Source organism: Pseudomonas oryzihabitans, from assembly GCF_024652905.1.
Lineage (GTDB): Bacteria > Pseudomonadota > Gammaproteobacteria > Pseudomonadales > Pseudomonadaceae > Chryseomonas > Chryseomonas benzopyrenica.
The window spans coordinates 603,364-624,385 of record NZ_CP102428.1; the positions used below are offsets into that span (position 1 = coordinate 603,364).

Below are 21,022 nucleotides of genomic sequence, written 5' to 3' on the forward strand. Positions count from 1 at the left end.
AGCTTCACCATCGCACCGGTTTATGCCTTTGCTGCTGAAGCGGTCAGTTCTGACATGGACCACAGCCAAATGCAGGGGATGGATCACTCCAAGATGCAGGGCATGGACCACAGCCAGATGCAGGGTATGGATCACTCCAAGATGCAGGGCATGGACCACAGCCAGATGCAGGGTATGGACTCTGGAATGACCACCATGGCGCCCAGCAAGCCAGCAGCCCCCACGCAAAGCCGCACACCTATTCCGCCCATTACGGATGCCAACCGGGCGGCCGTCTATCAAAGTGGTAAAGGTCATACGGTCCATGACGATGCCCTCAACTACTTCCTGTTGTTCGATCAGCTTGAGTGGCAGAACGCTGATAACGGCAGTGTGCTGAATTGGGACGTCAATGGTTGGGTAGGGGGGGATATTGACCGGCTGTGGATTCGCTCCGAGGGGGAGCGCTCCAACGGCAAAACCGAATCCGCCGAGCTACAAGCGTTGTGGGGCCACTCCATCGGCCCGTGGTGGGACGTGGTTGGTGGCGTACGGCAGGACTTCAAACCAGGACCGTCACAGACGTGGGCCGCGTTTGGCCTCCAAGGCCTGGCCTTATACAACTTCGAGGCCGAAGCGACTGCTTTCCTCGGAGAGGGTGGCCAAACGGCGTTGAGGCTGGAGGGCGACTACGACATCCTGCTGACCAATCGCCTGATCTTGCAGCCAACCGCCGAAGCCAATTTTTACGGGCAGAACGACCCAAAACGCGGAATCGGCTCTGGCTTGTCCGAGACGGAAGTCGGAGTGCGTTTGCGGTACGAAATCTACCGAGAGTTCGCCCCGTACATTGGTGTCAGCTGGAACCGCTCCTATGGCAACACTGCCGATTTTGCCCGGGAGGAAGGGGAAGACCGCAGCGAAGCCCGACTGGTCCTGGGTGTACGTATGTGGTTCTAACCAGACACCAAATCTCATTCCCCACGAACGCCCCTTGGGCTGTAGGAGTTCGCATGTTCAATCGTGCACCTTTCATAACGCTCTTTGCCGCTGGAATGCTGTTTAGCGTCCTGGCTCAAGCCCATCCCAAGCTGGTGTCTTCGACGCCTGCCGAAGGAGCTGAAGGCGCCGCCCCGGCAAAGATCGAGCTGCACTTTTCTGAAAACCTGGTCACTCAGTTTTCCGGCGCGAAACTGGTCATGACGGCGATGCCTGGTATGGAGCATCCGCCGATGGCGGTCAAGGCGGCTGTTTCGGGTGGCAGTGATCCGAAGACCATGGTCATCGCACCTGCCTCGCCGTTGACGGCCGGCACCTACAAGGTTGATTGGCGGGCAGTGTCATCAGATACCCACCCCATCACCGGTAGCGTGACATTCAAGGTCAAGTAAGTATGGAAGATCCGTTCAGCATCGGACTTCGCTTCGCGTTGTATGCCGATTTGATGATGCTGTTCGGGCTGGCGCTCTTCGGCCTTTATAGTTTGCGTGGCCCTGAGCGCCGCTCGGGCATGGTATTGCCGTTCTTGCCTCTGCTGGCTACAAGCGCGGCGACGGGCCTCTTGCTCTCGGTCGTGTCCATGGTGCAAATGGCCAAGGCTATGAGCGGGGTTGAGGAATGGGGCGAGGCCATACCGCATGTTGAGATGATGATCGCCGAGACGGAGCTTGGCACCGCCTGGCTTATCCGTATGGCCGCCCTCGTGGCCGCTGCTGTGGCCATTGCCTTCAATCCTCGTTGGCCATTAGCGAGCCTGCTCGTGGTTTCGCTGCTGGCAGGCGTGGCGCTGGCCACGCTGGCGTGGACTGGGCACGGCGCTATGGACGAAGGCTTGCGCCGCTTCTGGCACTTCAGCGCAGACATTCTCCACCTGTGGGCCAGTGGTGGCTGGTTCGGCGCGCTGGTGGCTTTTGCCCTATTGCTGCGGCCCAGCAAATCGGAAACGCAGGCATCAGTCCAGATCCTCTCGCGCACGCTTACCGGCTTTGAGCGAGCCGGTGCGGTGATCGTGGTGCTGATCGTCTTCACGGGTGTGATGAACTATCTGCTCATCGTCGGACCCCAAATCACGGGTCTGGCACAAAGCACCTATGGCCTGCTGCTGCTGGTCAAACTGGGCCTTTTCGTCGTGATGATCGGGCTGGCTTCGGCCAACCGCTTTCTCTTGAGCCCGGCATTGGAGCAAGCAGTCCACCAAGGCGATTACACGCGTGCGGCACGGTCTATCCGTTACAGCATGGCACTGGAGCTAGGCTCCGCCATTTTGGTGCTAGGACTGATTGCTTGGCTTGGTACGCTGTCTCCCGAGATGGAAGCGGGGAAGTAAGTTTGCCTGGCCCCGTCGTGCCGTCTCGCCAAGATCGTGTCCCCGAGGGTGAAGCATGAAACTGCTGGTAGCCGAAGACGAACCCAAGACAGGAATCTATCTGCAGCAGGGCCTGCGAGAGGCTGGCTTCACGGTAGATCGAGTGGTCACTGGAACGGATGCCATCGATCAGATGCAGACTGAAGCCTATGACCTGCTGATTCTCGACGTGATGATGCCCGGCCTCGATGGTTGGGGGGTGGTAACACGCCTGCGTGCTGCAGGTCAGTCGGTACCGGTGCTGTTTCTGACGGCAAGGGATGGCGTGGATGACCGAGTCAAAGGATTAGAGCTGGGCGCCGATGACTACCTGATCAAGCCCTTTGCCTTTTCAGAGCTGCTGGCACGTGTTCGAACTCTATTAAGGCGCGGGAACGCCAGCCCGCCGGTTCAAACGAACCTGCAGATCGGAGATCTACAGGTTGACCTACTCAAGCGCCGCGCCACGCGGGGCGGCAAGCGAATTGACCTTACCGCTAAAGAGTTCGCCTTGCTGGAGTTGTTGATGCGTCGGCGAGGCGAGGTCCTGTCAAAATCTCTTATCGCATCACAAGTATGGGACATGAATTTCGATAGCGATACGAATGTCATCGAGGTGGCGATTCGGCGGTTAAGGGCCAAGATTGACGATGACTTCGAGGCGAAACTTCTCCACACCTGCCGTGGAATGGGCTACAGGCTAGACGTGCAGGACGAAGGATGAAGCCAGGTTCACTTACCTTCCGCCTCAGCCTCATGTTTGTAGCCGCGGTCGTCGCTGTCCTCATCATCGTGGGCATCGCTTTCAACGAGCTGAGCCGCCACCATTTTCGTGCTCTGGATGCCCAGGCTCTGGAAGAAAAGCTGGAAGCGATCACCCAGATCGCTAAAGAGCCCGGCGCGAATTCGGACCAGCTCAAGATTCGCTGGCACACGCTACTGGGAGCACATCCCGATCTCAGCGCGGTATTTCTCCAGGCTGACGGAAGCCTCTTTTTTGCAGAGCCTCCCCAGTCATCGGTGCCGTCCCTGGCTCAGGCGACCGAGCACGATGGCGTGTGGGAGTGGGAAAGTGACGGACACATGTTCAGGGCCTTGAAGGCGCCAGTCTCGTCGTCGGAGGCCACTGCTCCGCTGACCATGTGGTTGGTACTGGACGTCACGACGCATATGCACTTCTTCGCCATGCTGGAGCGCTGGTTCTGGGGCGTTCTGCTAGCCAGCACCGTGCTGAGTGCCGCACTTGGTTGGCTGGTTGCCAAGAATGGGCTGCGGCCGGTGGCCAAGGTGACCCAGACAGCCGCCTCGATGTCCGCAGGCTCCTTGAAGGAGCGTATTCCTCTGGAGCCCGTGCCCGATGAGTTACGCGAGCTCATCACCGCCTTCAATTCCATGCTCGGTCGCCTGGACGACTCGTTCATACGTCTATCGAATTTTTCTGCCGACATCGCACACGAGCTACGAACCCCGATCAGCAACCTGCGGACTCATACCGAGGTGATCCTGGCCCAAAAGCGGGACTCGGACGTGTACGAGGAGAATCTGACCTCCAACCTGGAAGAGCTCAATCGCCTGTCGGGAATCATCGACGGCATGCTGTTCCTGGCCAAGTCCGACAACGGCCTGATCGTACCTGAACCGGTCGAGCTGGATTTGGGTAGGGTCATCGGCAAGCTGTTCGGATACTACGAGCTTCTGGCTGAGGATAAGGGTATCCAGCTCAAGGCATCGGGAAGCGCCTTGATCTTTGCGGATAGCGTGATGATCGACCGTGTCGTGTCGAATCTGCTGTCCAATGCCCTGCGCTATACCCCTTCTGGAGAGACGATTGAGGTCTACATCCAGGACTATGGCAGCCGTGTAGAGCTTCGGATAGAAAACCCCGGCCCCGAAATTCCGCCGGAGCACCTGGCGAAGATCTTCGACCGGTTCTATCGGGTGGATCCTGCACGCCGCGAAGGTGATGGGAACGCAGGGCTTGGGTTAGCGATTGCCCGGTCACTGATGCAAGCGCATGGTGGCACGATTTCATGTACCTCCCAAGGAGGTCGAACGGCATTCATCCTGACCTTCACGCGCCGGACTAGTCTGCGCACATGACACGCTTATCTAACTCTCAGAAAGGCAGAGCTAGGTACCAACTATTGATGTCACTCAGATAAGAGTTAGGCTCGGCCGTAAGGCCATAATGACATTTTTACTTAGCTGTCAGCGCGACATCTCTTCTTAGCCTTGACACGGCGCGCTCGGGCTCGACGTGCAGCACCTGGGCACGGCGGTGGTAGCGCCGCCAGTTGGTCAGTCCGCAGACGTTGCCATGATCACGCTCGCCGACCGTGTAACTCACCTGCTTTTACCTCATGCCCCAAATGGTGGTCGCAGTCTCAGCAGACGACAAGGAGTTGTTAATAAAAAGCCCCTCTGAAGAGGGGCTGTAGTCAGCCGTTGACCAATTGCCTCGCCAACGCCATCTCGACCGAATCACCATCCTGGTTCAACGCATCGAGCCCTGACTCTGGAACGTCTCCCGACGTGCTCTGAGCCACCGTGATCTTCTTGGCCATCAGCTGCAGGCAGGTGATCTGCGAGCTGCCGGCGTAGCCGAAGAATAGCACCCGTACCGCTTGCTTCTGACCGATCCGCCACGACCGGCGCGCTGCCTGCTGCAGGGTGTAGACGTTGTAGCCCGTCTGCAGGAAGACGATGGTCGGGAAGTCCAGCAGATCCAGACCGGTCTTCACCAGCTCCGGGTTGGTGACCAGCACGTCGACGCCGCGGTCGACCTGGTCGAGGATCCAATCCTCGCGCCTGGCCGTGTCCACCGAAGCACGCAGTACCGCCACCTTCAGACCTGCTTGCTCGAGCAACCGCTTGAGCCTACTGGTCGTGTCCCGGGTGCCGCTGTAGACGGTGTAGGCCAGCACCTTGCGGCCCAGTGCCTTCTCCTGACGGCACAGCTCGATCAGCGCCTCCTCCTTGGGGCTGGCCTGATCTTCGTCGAAGATCGCGTCGACCCTGGCCAGGGTGTCCCGGGTCCGGGGGTGTTTCACCACCTCCGGCCGGAAACAGCAGTCCGGCCAGGCTAGCAGCACGTTGAGCACTACCCCGAGTAGGGTGGTATCTCGCCGTGCTAGGGCCTGGCGAAGCTCCGCGGTCAGTTTGCTGGCCAGCTGCCGATAGGCCGCGTCCTGCTGCGCCTGCATCGGGATGTCGACGAACTCCTCCTGGTATGCCGGCAGCACATTGCCGCCGATGTCCTTGAGCTTGAGAAACACGGTAAAGGGCAGCACGAAGCGGTGGATGCCTTTGGGGCCGAAGCCTGGGGCCTTCACCGTCCGTACCGAGAGCTTCTTGCCCCGGGCCGTCTTGTGCGATTGGCTGTCGCGCTCGGTGTAGATGTCCTTGAGCACGCCGTGGTCGCGCATGAACGACATGGCCGCAGGGGCCATGCTGCCGCGCGCGTTCGGTCGGTAGCCGTCCTCGATCATGCGCCGGGAGAGGATCCGGAACAAAAGGTAGAACAGGTCATCGGCATAGCCGCCCATGAGCGTGCCCGTCAGCAGTAGCGTCTTGCGCGCTTTCGCTGCCAGCACCCCCATGGCCTGGCCTTGGGCCGAGCCGCTGTTCTTGTACTCGTGTCCCTCGTCCACCACCAGCAGGTCGAAGTAGCCGTCCGGCAAGTAGCGCTTGATGAACTCGGTTGGCTGGTAGCCGCCCTCGCCGAAGCCAAATTCCAGGTTGGCCATCGCCCGCTCCATGCGCTTGGCCTGGCGGTCACTGAAGACGAAGTTGCCCTTGGCGTCCATCAGGTTGATGAACTCGTGGACGTTGTCAGCCAGCATCGTGGCGAGAAACTCTTCGCCGAAGTCCGCCACCAACTTCTCGGCCCGGATGGGACCGATGGTCGGTATGCGGCACATCGACTTGAGGATCACGCTGCGCCTGTCACCACCGGCGGTCTTGCCCGGGCGCATCAGCGTCCAGAGGGGCGCCTTGCACTTCGGGCACTGCCGGCGTCGCTCCTCGCGCTGGAAGTCCTCCAGGGTGAGGTAGTTACCTTCCTCGTCCTCGAGCACGCGACCACAGTCTGTACAGCAGGCCAGTCGCCTTCCGCCGGCGGCGCGGCGCGTACCGCACGCCAGCCGCCAGTGGAAGCCCATCCGCATCCGCACGCGGCCCAGGATGAAAAACTCCTGACGACCATCGTACGGCTCGCCCAGGGCCTGGCGGAGCTTGAGCAGCTTCACCAGGGTGTCCGGCCCGTTGAGTACCCAGACGCGCGCGCCCGGGACGGTTTCGAGGATCTCGCGCCGCCACTTGTAGACCAGGTGGGGCGGGGAGACGACCAGGGTGCGGCGATAGCTCTCGGCGTGAAGTACAGCTGCCACGGCGATGGCCATCATGGTCTTTCCGGTCCCCATCTCGGCGTTGATGATGCCGGCCTGTTCGCCGCGGTCGAGTAGCAGCGCAGCGATCGCCTGGACGACATCGGCTTGCGCCGGGAAGGGGGTGCGTTTGAGGCCCGCCATCACGGCCTGGCGCCCGGGGTGAGCAGCGCCGGCATAGACCGGTGGGTTGGAACGGTTGAGGGAGTCGAGCAGACCCTCGCCGAACTCGGCGATGAAGTCGGTCAGGCTGACGGTGGTGAGCAGGGCCGGTTGGCCAGCGTTGAGGTCGGTCATGTGGATCTCCTGAGATGAGAAGCGGGCACGGCCGACCCCGGATGGGTATCGGCGTACCCAGGGGGTGGAAGTAATAGGATGTCAAGTAACAGCGTGGCCGCCGGCGGCGGGTCGGGTTAGTAGTCCGAGGGCAACAGCAGCGTGGTCACGCTGCGGTCAGCTTCGGTGATGATCCAGAGCCGGGGCTCATCGGACATCGAAGTCTCATAGTTGGAAAACAGGCGATTGCCCAGGCGCAGGGCCTGGTCGTTGCTGTGCTTGTCCTCTTGGTCGAGCTCGCCCCAGTCCGCCTGCAGGTGACGCCGCAGGTAGGTCACGGGGTTGAGCTCACCGCGTTCCACCAGCTCGCTCACCGCTGCCGTCATGACGATCCGACCAGGGTCGAAGCGTCCAGCCGGTAGCCGGAGCGGTTCAGGTGCTGCAGGTGGTGGTGGCTCGGCCGCTGCCGGCGCCGAGGTAATGGTCAGGACCTGTCCCAGCGTCTGCGATCCCGGTGTCATGTCCCAGGCCCGGATCACGGGCACGAAACGGTCAGTCAGGATCCGCGATTCCAGGACGTTGCCGTCCTCATCCTCGGTGAACTCGGTGCGGCTGACCTTCTCCTTGTAGGTGTCGCCCTTGAGAACCAGGACGCGCCCATTGGGAGAGGTGACCACGCCCGAGATTGCTCCCGCGGCGAGGGCCAGGGCCAGGTGCCATTGCGACAGCGCCTTGACCGGTGGTCGCGGTACTTGGCCAGCCTGGCCAAAATGCAGGGTGAAGTCGCTCCAGAGTCCGCCCAGTCGACCTGTCTCTAGGGCGAGCTGCTCGGGCTCCAGGGTGACGCGGTAGAAGTGCTCCAGCTCCGTGACGGCAGCTGGCACACCATAGGGTTCACCGAGCCATACCTCTGGTAGCGGTTCGGCCGAGGCCTCGCCGCTGCCGATCGCACGGAAGCGCTCTCGGGTTGCCTTGACGTCAGCGGGTCTCGCCAGGTCCTGCCGGCGGATCCGGATGCCGAAGATCACCACCTGCTTGAAGGTCGGATCCGCGGCCGCATGGATCTGCAGGCTGGTGAAGTGGTTGCAGAGCCAGCCACATAGTTCATCGTCCAGGACGTAGTGCGGCACGATCAGCACCAGGGTGCCGCCGTACTGCAGCAGCGGTAGCGAGCGCTGATAGAACAGCTTCTCCAGTCGCCGGCGGCCGCTGCCCTGATACTGGGTGGCACCACTGTGGTCGGCGACCAGGTCGCCATAGGGTGGGTTGAGCCAGAGCAGCCCAAAGGCCTGCCGCGTGACGATGGTGTCCATCAGGTCGCCCTGTAGGACGCGATCGAGCAGGCCGCGGGCGTGCTCGGCGCGCTCCCGGTCGTACTCCACCGCGCAGGCCTGAACGCGCTCACGCCCGAGGGTATGAGCGGCTTCTGCCAGGGCCACACCTTCGCCGGCGCACGGATCGAGGATCCGCATGGTGCCGGTTGAGGCAGGGCCCAGGGCCTGCAGGGTACGTTCGAGGGTGACCTCATCGGTGGGGTAATAGCCGTTCTTGGCGAAGTTGCGCGCCAGGCGCGGAAACATCAGGGCCATGGTCGGAGCTCCAGTGTCGGGAAAGTGAGGGAGGAAGGGCCGCAAGCGGCCCGATCAGGAAGTGGTGAGCTGACCAGCACGGATGCGCTGGCCAAGGTGGTACTGCAGCTCGTCGAGCTTGAGTCGGAGTCGCCAGCCGGCCAGGTCGCCCAGGGCGCCGGGTAGGCGTTCGAGCATCTGCTCCTGCAGGAGCAGCTCCATGACCGGTCCCTGCCAGTGCGGCAGGAGCGGGAGCGGGCAGGTGTCGACCACCAGCGGCCAGAGGCTGGCCAGGGGATCGATGTTGTCGCGTACCAGGGCGTAGGCCAGGTGATTAGCGCGATCCGGTACCGCGCAGCGCCCGTCGAACAGCCAGACGTGAAGCAGGCTGCCAAACAAGGTGCCGCGCAGCTGGCGGGTCGTGCGTTTCTCCAGTCGCTCGGCGTCCGGAAAGACCGGCACGCTGCGGCCGCTCTGGAGCAGGTGGAATTGCTCGAGGCCGCCTTCGCTGCGTCCCAGGGTGAGCCTGGCCAGGAATTCCTGGACAGCGGTGTCGCGGCCCCAGGCCGAGAGAAAGATCAGCCGCCGTTCTTCATCGCAGACGCAGGCGTCCACCAGCAGATCGGGGCACTCATCGATAGGGTAGAGGGGCATCGTCAGCTCCTGAGGGAGGCAACGCGCCCAGGGGCGGTTGCCCCGAGGTGGGTGAGGGAAGGCGCTCAGCGCGCCGCGTGGTATCGCCGGACGCCTTCGCGCCATTCGAGGTTGATGCCGTGGGTGGCCATAGGAAGACAGTGCAGCGGGCAACTCCAGTAGAAGGGACCCGAGCTTTCATCCAGTGACTTGTGGCCCCAGCGGCCTCCGTGAACATCCAGCAGGTTGCAACCGATCAAGGTGCAGGTTTCGCCGGCAGCCACGCCAGGAAAGACGCCATCGCGCTTGGGTACCAGCTTCACGATCTGCCACAGCACGTTGTCGACCAGGTGATGATCGATGACTGTACGGGTGCAATTGTCGGTTTCGCCGTCGGCGGTGAGTTCGGCGATCAGCGCATCGCGCGTGGGGTGAGAAAACAGCCAGCCCATAGGGAAGGTCCTTGTGGTGATGGCCAGGCCTTCCCGCTGGGAGAGGTCCCAGCCGGGTGTGGTTGTGAGGGGTGAGGTCAGGCCGCGCGATTCCAGGCCTGCGACTTGAAGTCCATGGTGTAGCCCAACTGGCCCAGCCGCTGGCATTGCTGCCGGAGGCGTTGCCGGTCGACCGTGGAGTCGAGCCGCACGGTCTCGCCAAGTGGCCAGACCGTACCGAAGAGCTCCTGGTCAGCTTCATCGACATCGGGCTCAGGTGTCAGCTGAGTAGAGGCAGGTGATGCCGGCATCCCGAAGGGTGCGTTGTCGTCTGCAGGCGCTACCGGAGCGCTGGCAGGCCTGGCGGGACGGGAGGGGCGTGGTCGAGCCTGTGGCGGCGGTGCCGCGACAGGTTGCTCTTCATCGAGCGGGTCCGGCGACTGCGCATCGATCTGCGCATTGTCGTAGGCCGTCAGGGTGTCGAGGTCCTCGAGCACCATGCTGTCCAGGCGCGCGCGAATCTCGATGACCAGGCGGCCGCCGGTGCTGTAGGACGAGGCACGGATCTCGGTGATGACGAACTCGCCGCGGTACTTGCCCTCGACGTGTTGCTCAAGCACAGCGTCCTTAATGACGAATTCGCCGATAGAGGTAGAGAGGCGGCCGACGTTGAAGGCGCCGTTGCGTCCCTGGATGGTGCGGATGGCCAGGTGGCCGGGGATCTTGATCATGGCGGTCCTCATGAATAGGGGGCACGCCATGCCCGACAGGGAATGGGTACCCTGTGGGAGAAAACGGTGAGAGGTGCATCCATCGGCGGAGCCGACCGCTTGCGCTACCGGATGCTCGGCAAGCTAGGGGTTGGATCAGCGCAGCGCGCCGTGGTCTTGAGATCCTGACCACCTGGGCATGGCTGACAACGTCAGCGGCATGTGGGATGAATTTTGAAAGCGACGCCGTACCTGGTCAATAGCTCAGGCAAAAGAAAGGCGCCCGAAGGCGCCTTATAGGAGGGTTAGAACTGAGGCAGGCCTTCGAGCAGGCAGCCATTGGGATCAAGGATCAGGATCCTGACGTCGGCCTGGCCTGCCAGGCCGAGCACCCGTATGGTCTCTGGCATGAAGCCTTCTTCGTATTGCTTGGCCTGCAGGGTCGACAGTTCAAACCCTTCCAGCTTGTTCAGGTGCTCGTCCGTCCAGGGCGTACCGTGCAGCTTAAAGCCGACGGCATCGCTGTCCGGCAGGGTGAAGCACTCGAACATCAGCTGTTGGGTATCGGCGTGCTGCACCAGGTCCTGCAGCTCATCCCACTCGTCATCGGGCAAATGGGAAGAGGTGATTTCGAAGGCTCGACTGTAGAAGCCGGTTTCGAACTGGATACGCTTGAGCAGGCCTTGGGCCCGTTCCAGAGTTTCCGTGTCGCCGAGGTGGAGCTCCTGGCCATTCTCCATAGCCCGAACCGCGTAGACCACGGCACGTATCTGGCCGTTGGCCGGGTAAAGGGTGTGCTGTTCTTCCGTGACATCACCGGGCTCCACAGCCACAGCATGGGTATCGTTGAAGATGCAGTAGTGACCTGCGACCTCTTGGTCGGCTGGATCTTTCTGCCCATCGGGTATCTGCCGGTAGCAGGGCTGGAAGTGGTCGTCGTAGGTGATCAGCAGCTCGCGGCGGATGTACAGGTCCTGGTAACCGCGGATGAAAGGGTTGGGCGTTTTCACGGGCGTTTCCTCAAAACGAGGAGCCGCCCAAAGGGTCGGCCCCTTTGGGTTGTGTAGTGGTAGCGTTCGGTTAAGAAGGGTTACAGCTGGTCTAGATCGTCAGCGAAGAACATGGCGCTGTCTTGATGCTGACAGGTGTTGCAGGTCATCTCGCAGGTGTCGTCGCAGACGGCTTCACCATCCCCAAGAGAATCTGTCACAGGGTGAAGGGGTTTCACGCCACCTTCTGCCGAGACATCAGCCGATCCACATTTCGGGCAAGTCCAGCGGATGGCAGCTTCATCGTCAGGGTAGTGTGGCCAGACCGTCCGCTGAGCACGTTCGACGGCCTCAGCGAAGCCATGGGTCATGGTCATGTCGGCAATCAACTCGATGGGACTGTTGCCCCACACCAGCAGCATCATGCCTTCGTGACCCGCGCGGTTTTCCGATAGGAAGCGCACTCGGGACAGCTCGGTCTCTGCTGCGTGTTCGGCTATCTCGTCTGCGGACCAGGTGGACTGGATGGGAACCCATTCCTCGCCATCCCAAAGCTCGGTTGCGCGCCAGCCTTGACGCTGCAGGTCGGCCAGGACGGCCACCAGACCGGAGTGTTCGGTGATGGCTTGAGTGGCGGAAGTCGAATCATTGTTCATGTGCAGCTCCTCGGACGAAGAGCTGCCCAGAGGGTCAGCCCCTCTGGGTAATGGTCAGGTGTTGCTACAGGTCTTCGAGTGCCATGAGGCCCTGGGTGACACGCAGCAGATGGGTATGGACGCAAATGTCAGAGGGTTGCTCTGATCCGTCCTGGTAGTGAAGCTCAGCTATGAAGCCTTCACGACCCTTGTAGGCCCCGAACACATTGAAAAGCGGCGCTGATAGGGTGGGGCGGTCGAGATCGTGATCGCGGGCGTATCGGACCTGACGAAACCTCTTGAGGTACTCGGCAAACTCCGCCGCGCTCATCGACGTGTACTCGCGCAGGGTCTTGCCTGCGTCATCAATCTCATCACCGAGGTGATCGATGGACATCGAGTAGAACAACCGTGGCTTGTGGCCTAGTGCTCGGTAGAAGGTGAGGGCCTGACCGGCAGCCTCTAGGCTGACGACCGCGCACTCGACGCGTCCTGAGATCACAACGTTATATGGCATGGTTCACATCCTGTTGAGGTTGCAGCATAGCAATCGATAGCTAGCTGGCAAATGCCTAGGCGCTTCAGGGCCATATCCCACCAGGGAGAGAGCCCTGGTGGGTGGTGTTCAGGTGGTCAGATGCTCAGCGAATGCCGAGCCCACTTTCCCGAATGAAGAGCGTCTGCTGCAGCTTTATGGCTGCGGAAGTATTCGGCCGACTCACGGCTAAAGGGCAGGCCTTCATCGTCCAGGGTACCGAGGTAGAAACCGCGGCGGGACTGCAGGACCTGCAACGGGTAGTTGTTGCCGGCGTCGTCGTGATCAAACTTGCTGTGAGCAGGTGCGGTATCGGTTGCCATGGGGCCTCCAAAAGACAAAGGCGCCCGAGGGCGCCTATAGGGTGTGGTCAGTCAGGCCTGGACGCGGTCAGCGCTGGTGGCGTTCATCTCGAACAGAAACCAGGCGTTGTCGCAGAACAGGTCGCTGCTCAGCAGCTCTTCGGTGACGTCGTCATAGGAGACTTCGGCAACGATGGGCAGGGCGGGCAGCTCGGACTTGATGGTGGCGATGACTTGCATGATGGGCTCCAAAATTCAGCTAATGGAGATCACCATGCCCCGGTCCGGGGATGGTGCCCCCGGATGGGTGTGCGAAGAGAAAGGTGGCAAAGCCTGGGTAGAGCAGGGGCGCCCATTGGGCGCCTGGAAGAGCAGGGTGACTCACGCGGCCGATTGGTCGCCTTCGCTCCCTTGATCCGTACCTTGCTGCTCAGCCGGGGCTGCGTCGCGCGGTTTGGCTTCGTAGACGAACTCACCTTCAACCTTGATCCAGCCGATGTACAGGAGACGACCTTTTAGGCTTGCGCCGTGTTGTCCCTGCTTCGGCCCGGAAGAGTAGGTGAAGGGATCAGCCCAGCAATCACCGATGCGGAAGGACACGAGGACCTTCTTCTCAGCGTTGACGGCTTCAATGCAACGACGAACCAGCTTTTCAGCTTCGGCGCCGACGACATTGCAGTCGATGTAGCGGTATTCCACCGCTTCTTTGCTGCCGCACAGGGCTGCTACGGTGACGGCCAAAAACGGCTTGGCGCCTCTGCCTTTGGGTTTCACATCGCGGATGCGGTTGAGGTAACCGATACCGGTAGTGTGCAGGTCGAAGTATTGGCTTTCGTTGGCTTGGTTGCTCATGGTGTATCTCCAGTTTCAATAGGTGAAAACGGAGAACACCTTGCCCGGGAGGGGAAGAGTATTCCCCGCGTGGGTGGGTGTAGCCAGAAAGGGTGGTGCCAGGTCAGTGCATGAATTTCATCGCGGCCAGCAGGATGCCGACAGCAGCAGAAAGCATGACGCCCATGCGGATGGTGAGCTTGAGTTCCAGCTGAGCGAGCTCAGCCTTGATGTCTGCTAAGTCAGCCTTGGTAGCGAGCTGATTTTGCATATCGGACTCCAGAGCATCGATAACAGCAGTGGCTTTGTCATCCGGGACATTGATTGCAATCAACGCCTGGTACAACGCAAAGCTGCTTTTCATTGAAGGTCTCCAGGTTGTGACGGAGACCGGCCCTGACGGGTAGTCCCCGTCGAGGGTGGTGGAAGGTGCATCCATCAACCGGTGGTGCCGGTCAATCGTTCGCGCTACCGAATGCTTAGCGAACTTGGGTTTGGATCAATGTGCTTGGGGCACATCGCAGTCGTGAGATCCGAGACTGCCTGGGGCATGTTGCTGACAACGTCAGCGGCATACACCCTCAGAATGTTCAGGGCCGTATAGCTTGTCAATACCCCGGAAATGAAAAAGCCCTCCGAGGAGGGCTTTGGTAGAGCGGAGCATCAATCAGTGGTGGCCTAGCAGTTTCTGAGCCTTCTGCTTGAGGTTGGGCCAATCAGCCCAGACAGTCAAACCAGTACACAGAGTCAGCAGGCTTCCCAGCATGAGTATCCCGAAGGCGGTCTGGCTCATGTCATTCCTCCTTGGTTAGGTAGATGCCATACAGCCAAATTACTGCACCAGTTACCAGTGCGCAAGCCGTCAACGACTTGTGGTCGCTGAGGAAAAGGCCTACGACAGCAGCTGCTACAGCGGTTGTACCGATCTTACGAAGATCCTCCGCGAGGGCAGCTTGACGCTTAGGTTTCATAGTCTTCCTTCTTCAGGGGTGAAGTCAGGAAAACTGCCCTGACGGGAGGTTTCCCGACAGGGGTGGGTAAGGTGTGAATCAGCTGGCCAGCGCGACCTCAGGGTCGAACGGGGCGATCAGCTGGTCCAGTGAGCCCGGACGCAGCACGCGGGGCGCTGGCGACTGTACGGGCTCAGTGACAGAGGCGGCAGCCTTGGGTTTGCGAGGCTTGCGCTCACGCTTGGGCTTTTCAGGCTGGGCTTCCTGGGTGTTTTGCTTGAACCAGGTGTTGAGGTCGATCGCGTTGCGGCGAACGAACGCCGGGACGTGATCCATCTCCTCGAGCACAGCAGCCGATACGATCGGTTGCGGAAACTCGACTACACGACGTTCAGCCGGTGCTATGGACGGACGCGCAGCACATGCCTGGGCTTGGGCATTACGCACGGAGCGAATGATTTCACGCAGGGCAGTACCGACGGATTCGCCAAAGCGGTAGCTCAGGGTAGGGGTGGTCATGGTGTTTCTCCTGCAGGTAAGTAATGCGGAGAAACACTGATCCCGGGCGGGGGAGTGTGTCCCCGCTGGGTAGGTAGAGCAGATGTGTGAGGTGCCTCCATCAACCGGTAGAACCGGTCAACCGTTCGCGCCTCCGGAAGCTTGGCGAACTATGGGTGCGGATCGACGTGGGTGACCACGTTGCAGTCTTGAGATCCAGAACTGCCTGGGCATGTTGCTGACGACGTCAACGGAACATGGGGGGATCATCAGGGGCGGCAGATAGACCTGTCAAGCGGAGGGAGGGCAGAGCTGGGCGGGAGCGGAAGCGGCGGTCGAGCGAGGGGGGAAGCAGGAGAAGCGCGCCAGGCGCAGCGCTGGGTCTAGCAGCAAGGCGCCTCGGCGAGGGTGAGGCTAGTGGAGCTCAAGAGAAAGATGCCACCTGTGAGCGTGAGCACCGGCACTGGTGGTCCCTGGGCATTGACCTACCGTCCTGATGATCGTCGCATTCACCCGACCCGTTATCGTGGCTAGGGCCAGTAATCGCAAGGCACGCATCCGCGCACAAAGGGATCCCATTTTTGCGCCGGCGGGCACCGGCAGAGAGGAGGGCTACCCGACGGGTAGCCTCGTCCACCAGGCGATGCCGAGAGGACCAGGCTACCCTTCGAATGCAGCTGAAGGGGAGGAACAGTGTGGGCCAACACACCAGGTTGGCCCTAGGTCTAGTATGCACCGAACCTTCTGTGAGCCCTATGTGCCTGTAAACCCGCTTATCACGAAGTTAGACGGCTGCGTGTCAGCTGCGGAGCAGGGAGACACAGGGAGAGCATCACGCAAAGATCTACACGCCCTACCCGATGCTTAGCGTGCTCTTGGGGGTGGAGCTTCAGGACCAGGTCGAGACGCTCCGGGGTTGCCACTGATGACCGCCAGTGCGCGAGCGGGGTGGAACGCTTGCATTATGGGGGGGGAATTCTGCCTAAAGCAATATCGCACGACCTATCACCCTTGCAGTCGGACCCTAATAGGACACCTGCGGTGTCCACTGACCGTCGTAGCCATCGCTACGGCAGGGACCACTCATGAAAGCGGTGACAATCCAGCATCTTGCTGACGATAATGCAAAACCTTGGCGTGTCTCGATTCCTGGTGCGGATGCCTACTTCGCGAGCGAAAGGGAGGCAAATGAGTACGCGGATCTGCTTCAAACGCGACTCCAAGCGCCTCACCCCTGGCCACAGGACGGCAAAAAAGACCCGCAAGATCCTTCCTCAAGCTGAGCGGCCACCTGCCCTTGTCGACGGCTTTGCCTTACCTGGGCCGCCCTTGCCTTTCCCTTTTGACGTTTCGATGTTCACCAGGCCCTTGCAGTCGGGGTAGCGCAGGCAGGACCAGAAGTCGCCGCTCTTACCATTTCGCTGCGCCATTTTGCCCTGGCAGAGCGGACAGGACGGACCCTCGGGGACCTTGATGTTGAGCGTGGTCTGGCGGTACTGGGCGACCAGCTTGCCGATCCAGGCGCCTTGCTTGGCGATGAAGTCGTCCAGCTGCATGGTGCCGGCCTCGATCATGTCCAGGGCCTGCTCCCAGATAGCGGTAGTGCCCGGGTCGGCCACTGCCGGCGGCACTGCGGCGATCAGCGAGACGCCGGCGTCGGATGCTCGCACTGCTTTGCCCTTCTTGAGCAGGAACTGACGATCAATCAGTCCCTGGATGATGCTGGCTCGGGTGGCCTCGGTGCCGATGCCCGTGGTCTCTTTGAGCTTGGCGGCCAGTCGCGGGTCGGTCACCAGCTTGGCCACGGTCTTCATCGCCTTGATGAGATCGCCTTCGGTGTAGGGCTTGGGTGGTTGCGTCTGTTGCGCCTTGAGCTGGGCCTGCTGCACCTGGGCGCGGGAGGCGTTCTGCAGCGGCGGTAGGATCTGCGAGCGGTCCTTCTCCTTGCTGTCCTCATCCTCATCCGCTGCAGGCGCGGCCTGGAACAACGTCTTCCAGCCCGGCACGACGATGCGCTTGCCCACCGCCCGCAACGCCACCTGGTTGCAGTCGAAATCAGCCACCGTCCGGTCGAACTCGTGGTGGGGCATGAACTGGGCGAGGTAGTGCGCGCGGATCAGGCTGTAGACCGCACGTTCCTTGTCGCTCATGGCCGCCAGGTTGGCGGGCTCCAGGGTCGGGATGATGCCGTGGTGAGCGGTGATCTTGGCGTCGTTCCAGGCACGCGAGCGTTGCGCCGGATCGATGCTGGTCAGCACCGGGACAATGGGCGGATCCGTCCGCCGGATCGCCTCGAGCACGGCCGGCACCTCCGGCAGCATGCTGGTGGGCAGGTAGCCGCAGTCGGTCCTTGGGTAGGTCGTCGCCTTGTGCGTCTCATACAACGCCTGGGCGACGTTCAGGGTCTCCTGGGCTCCGAGGCCGAGCTTCTTCGAGCAGATCTCCTGCAGCGTGCCCAGATCGAAGGGTAGGGGTGCCAGCTCCTTGACCCGGTCGGTCTCAACCGAAACCGCAATCGCGGTAGATCCCGCCGTGAGGCGCGCTTGCGCAGCTTGGGCATGGCGCTGGTCCAGGCAGCGCCCCTCGTCATCGGTGATGTCGCGGGCAGGTCGCCACTGGGCGGTGAAGGTCTGGCCGTTGGCGGCCAGCAGCACGTCCAGGCTCCAGAACGGCACAGGGACGAAGTGGGCGATCTCCCGATCGCGGTCGACCACCAGGCGCAGTGTAGGCGTCTGCACCCGTCCTACCGACAGCACCCCACTGTAGCCGGCCTGCCGGCCGAGGAGGGTGAACAGCCGGGTGAAATTCATGCCGATCAACCAGTCCGCCCGGGAGCGAGCCAGCGCCGAGTGATACATGGAGAAGGTTTCGGCCCCGGGCTTAAGGCTCGCCAGGGCCTGGCGGATCGAGGCGTCGTTGAGCGCCGAGAGCCACAGTCGCTGGACGGGGCCGCGGTAGCCGCAGTGCTCCAGCAGCTCGCGGGCGATCATCTCGCCCTCGCGATCGGCGTCGGTGGCGATGACCAGTTCGGTCGCTTCCTTGAGCACCGCCTTGACCGCCTTGAACTGACTGCTGGTCTTGGGCTTGACCTCGACCTTCCAGCTCGCCGGCAGGATCGGCAGCGCGTCCAGTGACCAGGACTTTAACTGCGGATCGTAGGCCTCGGGCGGCGCCTGCTCCAGGAGATGGCCGATCCCCCAGGTCACCACCACCCCGTGACCGCGAATGCAGCCCTCACCGCGCCCGGTGGCGCCGAGCACCCGGGCAATGTCTTTGCCCTGACTGGGCTTCTCGCACAAAAAAACTCGCATGGGTTCACCTGTCCACCGCCACATGGCGTTCGGGTGAACCCTGCCAGAGGACTGACACGACCTCAGCGGCTAACCGTATCCAGCCTCACGATGGTTTAGACGCGTCCTTCATTGCGTGACCTGGAAGACAGGCTCAAATAGTCCTTTCAACAGAAGGTTGCCCGCATCAACGAGGTGGTTGTCGTCGACATAAAGAGACTTCCCGTTCTTGGCCCCAAGGCACCGTTCCTCTGGGCAAAGCCTTGGCATGGGATCAAGCGTTCGAGCGTTACACGCTTGAGCAACCTCATCGATCATCTGCAACGAAGACCTGTTGGCTCGATAATAGTCTTCAACCGGAACACTGAAATCTGAGGAGCTAGCCATCAGGCGCTTTTGCAGCGCAGTCGCCTTATAGACGTTGAATGGCATCGTTGGAACGGGCTTGACCAGGAAGACAGGATGATCCTGTGCGATAGCGCAAACAGTTCGGCGGAATTGCTTGCTGTAAGCGTCATTCAGGGTAGATGTCCCCGGTTCATTTACGGAGGATATGTAGTGGCCGCTGGCCGGATCTCGGTACAGCGAATATCGGTTGAAGATAACTACCGGTACGCCTTCGTAATCGGTCGCAAGCGTTTTCAGCCTTGCCTCTAGGAAGGTTTGGCATAGAGCCTGATCTTTCTTGTCACGCATCTCAAAGTCATTGAGCAAAGGACAACCGCCTTGAGCCCAGACTATGGCTGCTTCCGGGTTGTCTATTTGCAGGGCCGCAGCTGTGGCCTGTGCATGGCTGTCCCCGATCAATATGGCTCGAATGGCACCTTTGCCCATGATGCAGGTGGCGGTGCCCTGGCTATAGAAAGAGCAAGTTTGATCAAAAAGGCTGCTTTCATAGACGGGCGGGTGGTCGTCTCTTTGAGCTGCTCTCAAGTCTGGATGAGATTTAGCAAAGGTTGACAGCAAACTTGCCGCGACGACGAATAGGGCCGTGAAGCCGACGTAATGAATGATAGAGCGTCCATGGGAGCTTCTAGACTTGAATCGTTGCTCAACCAGACGATATGAAAGCGAAGCCATTACCAGGGTCAATCCTATGGCTGACGCTACCCATTTAGCATCGCTTAATTTGCCCATGAAGTAGAGGACGACAACGAGCGGCCAATGCCATAGATAGGCTGAATAGGAAATCTTGCCAAGCCACTGCACGGCGCTCAAGCGGTACACCTTGGATTCGGCTGCAGCGATGATGATCAGTGCAGTGCCGGCTACAGGTAGGATGGCTAGGTACCCAGGCCAGTTATCCGCTGGATTCAGGAGTGCTATCGACGCAGCGATTGCTGCGTAACCGACCACTAGTGGATACGCCTTGGCGTGTGCGGCGATTTTATCCTTCACGACGAAGGCCAGGCCGCCAGCCAGCATTTCAAAAGCGCGTGTCGGTAGTAGATAGAAAGCCTTAGAAGGCGCTAACGGAGTTAAGTAGCAAGATAGCGCGTAGGAAAGACCGCATAGAGCGGCGAGAGTGATCGGTGTGGCTTTAGGAGGCGCCGTCTTCCGCAGACCCAAGAGTATCAGCGGGTATAGCAGGTAGAACTGCCATTCAGCTGATAATGACCAGGTATGCAGCAGCCAATGCTCATTGATCGGGGCCTGAAAATAATCACCATCACGAGCCAGCTCGAAATTACTGAAAAATAGAAGGCTGGATTTTATATCTCGAATCAAAGATCTGAGGTCGTCATTCGGTAGCGCGTAGAAACCAAATGCTAGAAGCACTGTACACAGCACAGCTAATGCAGGAATGATCCGTCTAGCCCGATGTTGGTAAAACTGCAAAAGAGAGAAGCTGTTTTTTTCGAAGCCCGACAATATGATGCTGGTCATTAAAAAGCCGGATATGACGAAAAATATATCAACGCCAATAAAGCCAGAGTCGAATCCTGGGACTTTGAAGTGAAAGAGGGTGACTAGGGAGACGGCCAGTGCGCGGAGCGCGTTTATGTCACTGCGAAATTTCATGTTCTTCCTTGCAGATTGCTACCGGTGGTTGCTTTGCAGCACTCACCGGAGTTGAAGCATGGCATCGCTACAGCGGCGGGCAGACCTTCGATTGGATAGCTTTCATCAAGGAGATGAAGTGCCGCAGCCGTCATGCCTCCCCCCGGGGCGAGAATTAAGCATTGTAGATGACCGCGCTAGAGCAGGGGGAGAGACATCGGCGCTCAACGATAGGCTACGGCCGCCCCAGTGGGCACTGCAGCGGGCAGGACGATGCCGGTTGCACCTCCCGTAGGGCTTATTAGCTGGCCGCCTGAGGCATAACCAACCGCGGTGGATTCCGTGAGCTCACTCAGTGCCGTGACCAGTCCAGTAGGCGGCGTCGGGTAGTAGGTGTAACTGGAGCCAGCTTGAACATAGCCGCTCACACCCGGAGCGTGTATCCACCACGTTGGCAACGCTAGTGCCGAATCTGCTGGAACGCCGTTGGCGCCAGGATTGCTGTAGGCGTACTCGGCTAGGGCGTTGCGATAGATCAGCAGATTGTGAGCCAAAGCTGAGACATCGACGGCGAGACGTCTCGCATCCCCACGATTGACGATGTCCGTCAGAGTGCCCATGGCGATCAGGCCAACTAAGAGGATAATCCAGAGAATGGGCATGAC

General features: G+C 60.6%; 22 protein-coding genes. 5 read left to right on the top strand and 17 right to left on the bottom strand.

Annotated features, from left to right (window positions below; genetic code table 11):
- The first annotated feature begins 69 nt into the window (after positions 1–69).
- Genes NRG74_RS02890 through NRG74_RS02910 form a run of 5 tightly spaced genes read left to right on the top strand, consistent with a single transcriptional unit; the run spans position 70 to position 4,423 of the window.
- The gene (locus NRG74_RS02890; protein WP_258196363.1) at positions 70–939 is read left to right on the top strand and encodes a copper resistance protein B; all 870 of its coding nucleotides are present in this window, start codon (positions 70–72) and stop codon (positions 937–939) included.
- 53 nt (positions 940–992) lie between these two features.
- Positions 993–1,370 (top strand): copper resistance system chaperone CopC, encoded by a 378-nt coding sequence (gene copC / locus NRG74_RS02895; protein WP_058786663.1) that lies wholly within the window; start codon positions 993–995, stop codon positions 1,368–1,370.
- A 2-nt stretch (positions 1,371–1,372) separates the two neighbouring features.
- Positions 1,373–2,305, top strand: coding sequence for a copper homeostasis membrane protein CopD (gene copD, locus NRG74_RS02900; protein ID WP_044340847.1), 933 nt, complete (start codon positions 1,373–1,375; stop codon positions 2,303–2,305).
- A 55-nt stretch (positions 2,306–2,360) separates the two neighbouring features.
- Complete coding sequence (locus NRG74_RS02905; protein ID WP_044340846.1) at positions 2,361–3,047, top strand: heavy metal response regulator transcription factor; 687 nt, start codon at positions 2,361–2,363, stop codon at positions 3,045–3,047.
- Positions 3,044–4,423: a heavy metal sensor histidine kinase gene (locus NRG74_RS02910; RefSeq protein ID WP_044340845.1), complete on the top strand. Its 1,380-nt coding sequence runs from the start codon at positions 3,044–3,046 to the stop codon at positions 4,421–4,423. Before NRG74_RS02905 ends, NRG74_RS02910 begins: the two co-directional genes overlap by 4 nt.
- A 338-nt stretch (positions 4,424–4,761) precedes the next feature.
- Here NRG74_RS02910 and NRG74_RS02915 read toward each other — a convergent pair whose 3' ends face one another.
- The 17 genes from NRG74_RS02915 to pilM form a co-directional block, all read right to left on the bottom strand.
- Complete coding sequence (locus NRG74_RS02915; RefSeq protein ID WP_144944398.1) at positions 4,762–7,005, bottom strand: SNF2-related protein; 2,244 nt, start codon at positions 7,003–7,005, stop codon at positions 4,762–4,764.
- A gap of 116 nt (positions 7,006–7,121) precedes the next feature.
- Positions 7,122–8,573, bottom strand: a complete 1,452-nt coding sequence (locus tag NRG74_RS02920; RefSeq protein ID WP_058786661.1) for a DUF6094 domain-containing protein — start codon at positions 8,571–8,573, stop codon at positions 7,122–7,124.
- 54 nt (positions 8,574–8,627) lie between these two features.
- Entirely contained in the window at positions 8,628–9,206 is a 579-nt protein-coding gene (locus NRG74_RS02925) for a hypothetical protein (protein ID WP_144944400.1), read from the bottom strand.
- A gap of 65 nt (positions 9,207–9,271) precedes the next feature.
- Positions 9,272–9,637 (bottom strand): hypothetical protein, encoded by a 366-nt coding sequence (locus NRG74_RS02930; RefSeq protein WP_257705657.1) that lies wholly within the window; start codon positions 9,635–9,637, stop codon positions 9,272–9,274.
- A gap of 77 nt (positions 9,638–9,714) precedes the next feature.
- Entirely contained in the window at positions 9,715–10,347 is a 633-nt protein-coding gene (locus NRG74_RS02935) for a DUF3275 family protein (protein ID WP_058786265.1), read from the bottom strand.
- 284 nt (positions 10,348–10,631) lie between these two features.
- Complete coding sequence (locus tag NRG74_RS02940; RefSeq protein ID WP_184286730.1) at positions 10,632–11,336, bottom strand: ABC transporter substrate-binding protein; 705 nt, start codon at positions 11,334–11,336, stop codon at positions 10,632–10,634.
- A gap of 80 nt (positions 11,337–11,416) precedes the next feature.
- Entirely contained in the window at positions 11,417–11,971 is a 555-nt protein-coding gene (locus NRG74_RS02945; RefSeq protein WP_184286732.1) for a hypothetical protein, read from the bottom strand.
- 64 nt (positions 11,972–12,035) lie between these two features.
- Positions 12,036–12,467: a hypothetical protein gene (locus NRG74_RS02950; protein WP_184286734.1), complete on the bottom strand. Its 432-nt coding sequence runs from the start codon at positions 12,465–12,467 to the stop codon at positions 12,036–12,038.
- 116 nt (positions 12,468–12,583) lie between these two features.
- Entirely contained in the window at positions 12,584–12,808 is a 225-nt protein-coding gene (locus NRG74_RS02955) for a hypothetical protein (RefSeq protein ID WP_044340834.1), read from the bottom strand.
- Between the two features lie 51 nt (positions 12,809–12,859).
- The gene (locus NRG74_RS02960) at positions 12,860–13,027 is read right to left on the bottom strand and encodes a hypothetical protein (RefSeq protein WP_165904673.1); all 168 of its coding nucleotides are present in this window, start codon (positions 13,025–13,027) and stop codon (positions 12,860–12,862) included.
- A 141-nt stretch (positions 13,028–13,168) separates the two neighbouring features.
- On the bottom strand, positions 13,169–13,639 hold the full coding sequence (locus NRG74_RS02965; RefSeq protein WP_184286736.1) for an STY4534 family ICE replication protein: 471 nt from the start codon (positions 13,637–13,639) through the stop codon (positions 13,169–13,171).
- 103 nt (positions 13,640–13,742) lie between these two features.
- Positions 13,743–13,982, bottom strand: coding sequence for a hypothetical protein (locus NRG74_RS02970; RefSeq protein ID WP_044340832.1), 240 nt, complete (start codon positions 13,980–13,982; stop codon positions 13,743–13,745).
- Positions 13,983–14,285: 303 nt separating this feature from the next.
- Positions 14,286–14,411: a hypothetical protein gene (locus NRG74_RS02975; protein WP_007160880.1), complete on the bottom strand. Its 126-nt coding sequence runs from the start codon at positions 14,409–14,411 to the stop codon at positions 14,286–14,288.
- Positions 14,412–14,667: 256 nt separating this feature from the next.
- On the bottom strand, positions 14,668–15,087 hold the full coding sequence (locus NRG74_RS02980) for a hypothetical protein (protein WP_184286738.1): 420 nt from the start codon (positions 15,085–15,087) through the stop codon (positions 14,668–14,670).
- Between the two features lie 1,253 nt (positions 15,088–16,340).
- Positions 16,341–18,377, bottom strand: a complete 2,037-nt coding sequence (locus NRG74_RS02985) for a DNA topoisomerase III (RefSeq protein WP_184286740.1) — start codon at positions 18,375–18,377, stop codon at positions 16,341–16,343.
- Positions 18,378–18,485: 108 nt separating this feature from the next.
- A complete protein-coding gene (locus NRG74_RS02990) occupies positions 18,486–20,378 on the bottom strand; it encodes an acyltransferase family protein (protein ID WP_184286742.1) in 1,893 nt (630 codons plus the stop codon).
- Between the two features lie 203 nt (positions 20,379–20,581).
- Positions 20,582–21,019, bottom strand: a complete 438-nt coding sequence (gene pilM, locus NRG74_RS02995) for a type IV pilus biogenesis protein PilM (protein WP_257705658.1) — start codon at positions 21,017–21,019, stop codon at positions 20,582–20,584.
- Between the last annotated feature and the right edge of the window lie 3 nt (positions 21,020–21,022).

Excerpts from the sequence above, each read along its gene's own strand:
- NRG74_RS02970 (WP_044340832.1), bottom strand. The coding sequence starts at position 13,982 with ATGAAAAGCAGCTTTGCGTTGTACCAGGCGTTGATTGCAATCAATGTC.
- NRG74_RS02955 (WP_044340834.1), bottom strand. The coding sequence starts at position 12,808 with ATGGCAACCGATACCGCACCTGCTCACAGCAAGTTTGATCACGACGAC.
- pilM (WP_257705658.1), bottom strand. The coding sequence starts at position 21,019 with ATGCCCATTCTCTGGATTATCCTCTTAGTTGGCCTGATCGCCATGGGC.
- copC (WP_058786663.1), top strand. The coding sequence starts at position 993 with ATGTTCAATCGTGCACCTTTCATAACGCTCTTTGCCGCTGGAATGCTG.
- NRG74_RS02890 (WP_258196363.1), top strand. The coding sequence starts at position 70 with ATGCAGGGGATGGATCACTCCAAGATGCAGGGCATGGACCACAGCCAG.
- NRG74_RS02960 (WP_165904673.1), bottom strand. The coding sequence starts at position 13,027 with ATGCAAGTCATCGCCACCATCAAGTCCGAGCTGCCCGCCCTGCCCATC.
- NRG74_RS02910 (WP_044340845.1), top strand. The coding sequence starts at position 3,044 with ATGAAGCCAGGTTCACTTACCTTCCGCCTCAGCCTCATGTTTGTAGCC.
- NRG74_RS02925 (WP_144944400.1), bottom strand. The coding sequence starts at position 9,206 with ATGCCCCTCTACCCTATCGATGAGTGCCCCGATCTGCTGGTGGACGCC.
- NRG74_RS02950 (WP_184286734.1), bottom strand. The coding sequence starts at position 12,467 with ATGCCATATAACGTTGTGATCTCAGGACGCGTCGAGTGCGCGGTCGTC.
- copD (WP_044340847.1), top strand. The coding sequence starts at position 1,373 with ATGGAAGATCCGTTCAGCATCGGACTTCGCTTCGCGTTGTATGCCGAT.
- NRG74_RS02920 (WP_058786661.1), bottom strand. The coding sequence starts at position 8,573 with ATGGCCCTGATGTTTCCGCGCCTGGCGCGCAACTTCGCCAAGAACGGC.
- NRG74_RS02985 (WP_184286740.1), bottom strand. The coding sequence starts at position 18,377 with ATGCGAGTTTTTTTGTGCGAGAAGCCCAGTCAGGGCAAAGACATTGCC.
- NRG74_RS02975 (WP_007160880.1), bottom strand. The coding sequence starts at position 14,411 with ATGAGCCAGACCGCCTTCGGGATACTCATGCTGGGAAGCCTGCTGACT.
- NRG74_RS02915 (WP_144944398.1), bottom strand. The coding sequence starts at position 7,005 with ATGACCGACCTCAACGCTGGCCAACCGGCCCTGCTCACCACCGTCAGC.
- NRG74_RS02935 (WP_058786265.1), bottom strand. The coding sequence starts at position 10,347 with ATGATCAAGATCCCCGGCCACCTGGCCATCCGCACCATCCAGGGACGC.
- NRG74_RS02905 (WP_044340846.1), top strand. The coding sequence starts at position 2,361 with ATGAAACTGCTGGTAGCCGAAGACGAACCCAAGACAGGAATCTATCTG.
- NRG74_RS02945 (WP_184286732.1), bottom strand. The coding sequence starts at position 11,971 with ATGAACAATGATTCGACTTCCGCCACTCAAGCCATCACCGAACACTCC.
- NRG74_RS02990 (WP_184286742.1), bottom strand. The coding sequence starts at position 20,378 with ATGAAATTTCGCAGTGACATAAACGCGCTCCGCGCACTGGCCGTCTCC.
- NRG74_RS02930 (WP_257705657.1), bottom strand. The coding sequence starts at position 9,637 with ATGGGCTGGCTGTTTTCTCACCCCACGCGCGATGCGCTGATCGCCGAA.
- NRG74_RS02965 (WP_184286736.1), bottom strand. The coding sequence starts at position 13,639 with ATGAGCAACCAAGCCAACGAAAGCCAATACTTCGACCTGCACACTACC.
- NRG74_RS02980 (WP_184286738.1), bottom strand. The coding sequence starts at position 15,087 with ATGACCACCCCTACCCTGAGCTACCGCTTTGGCGAATCCGTCGGTACT.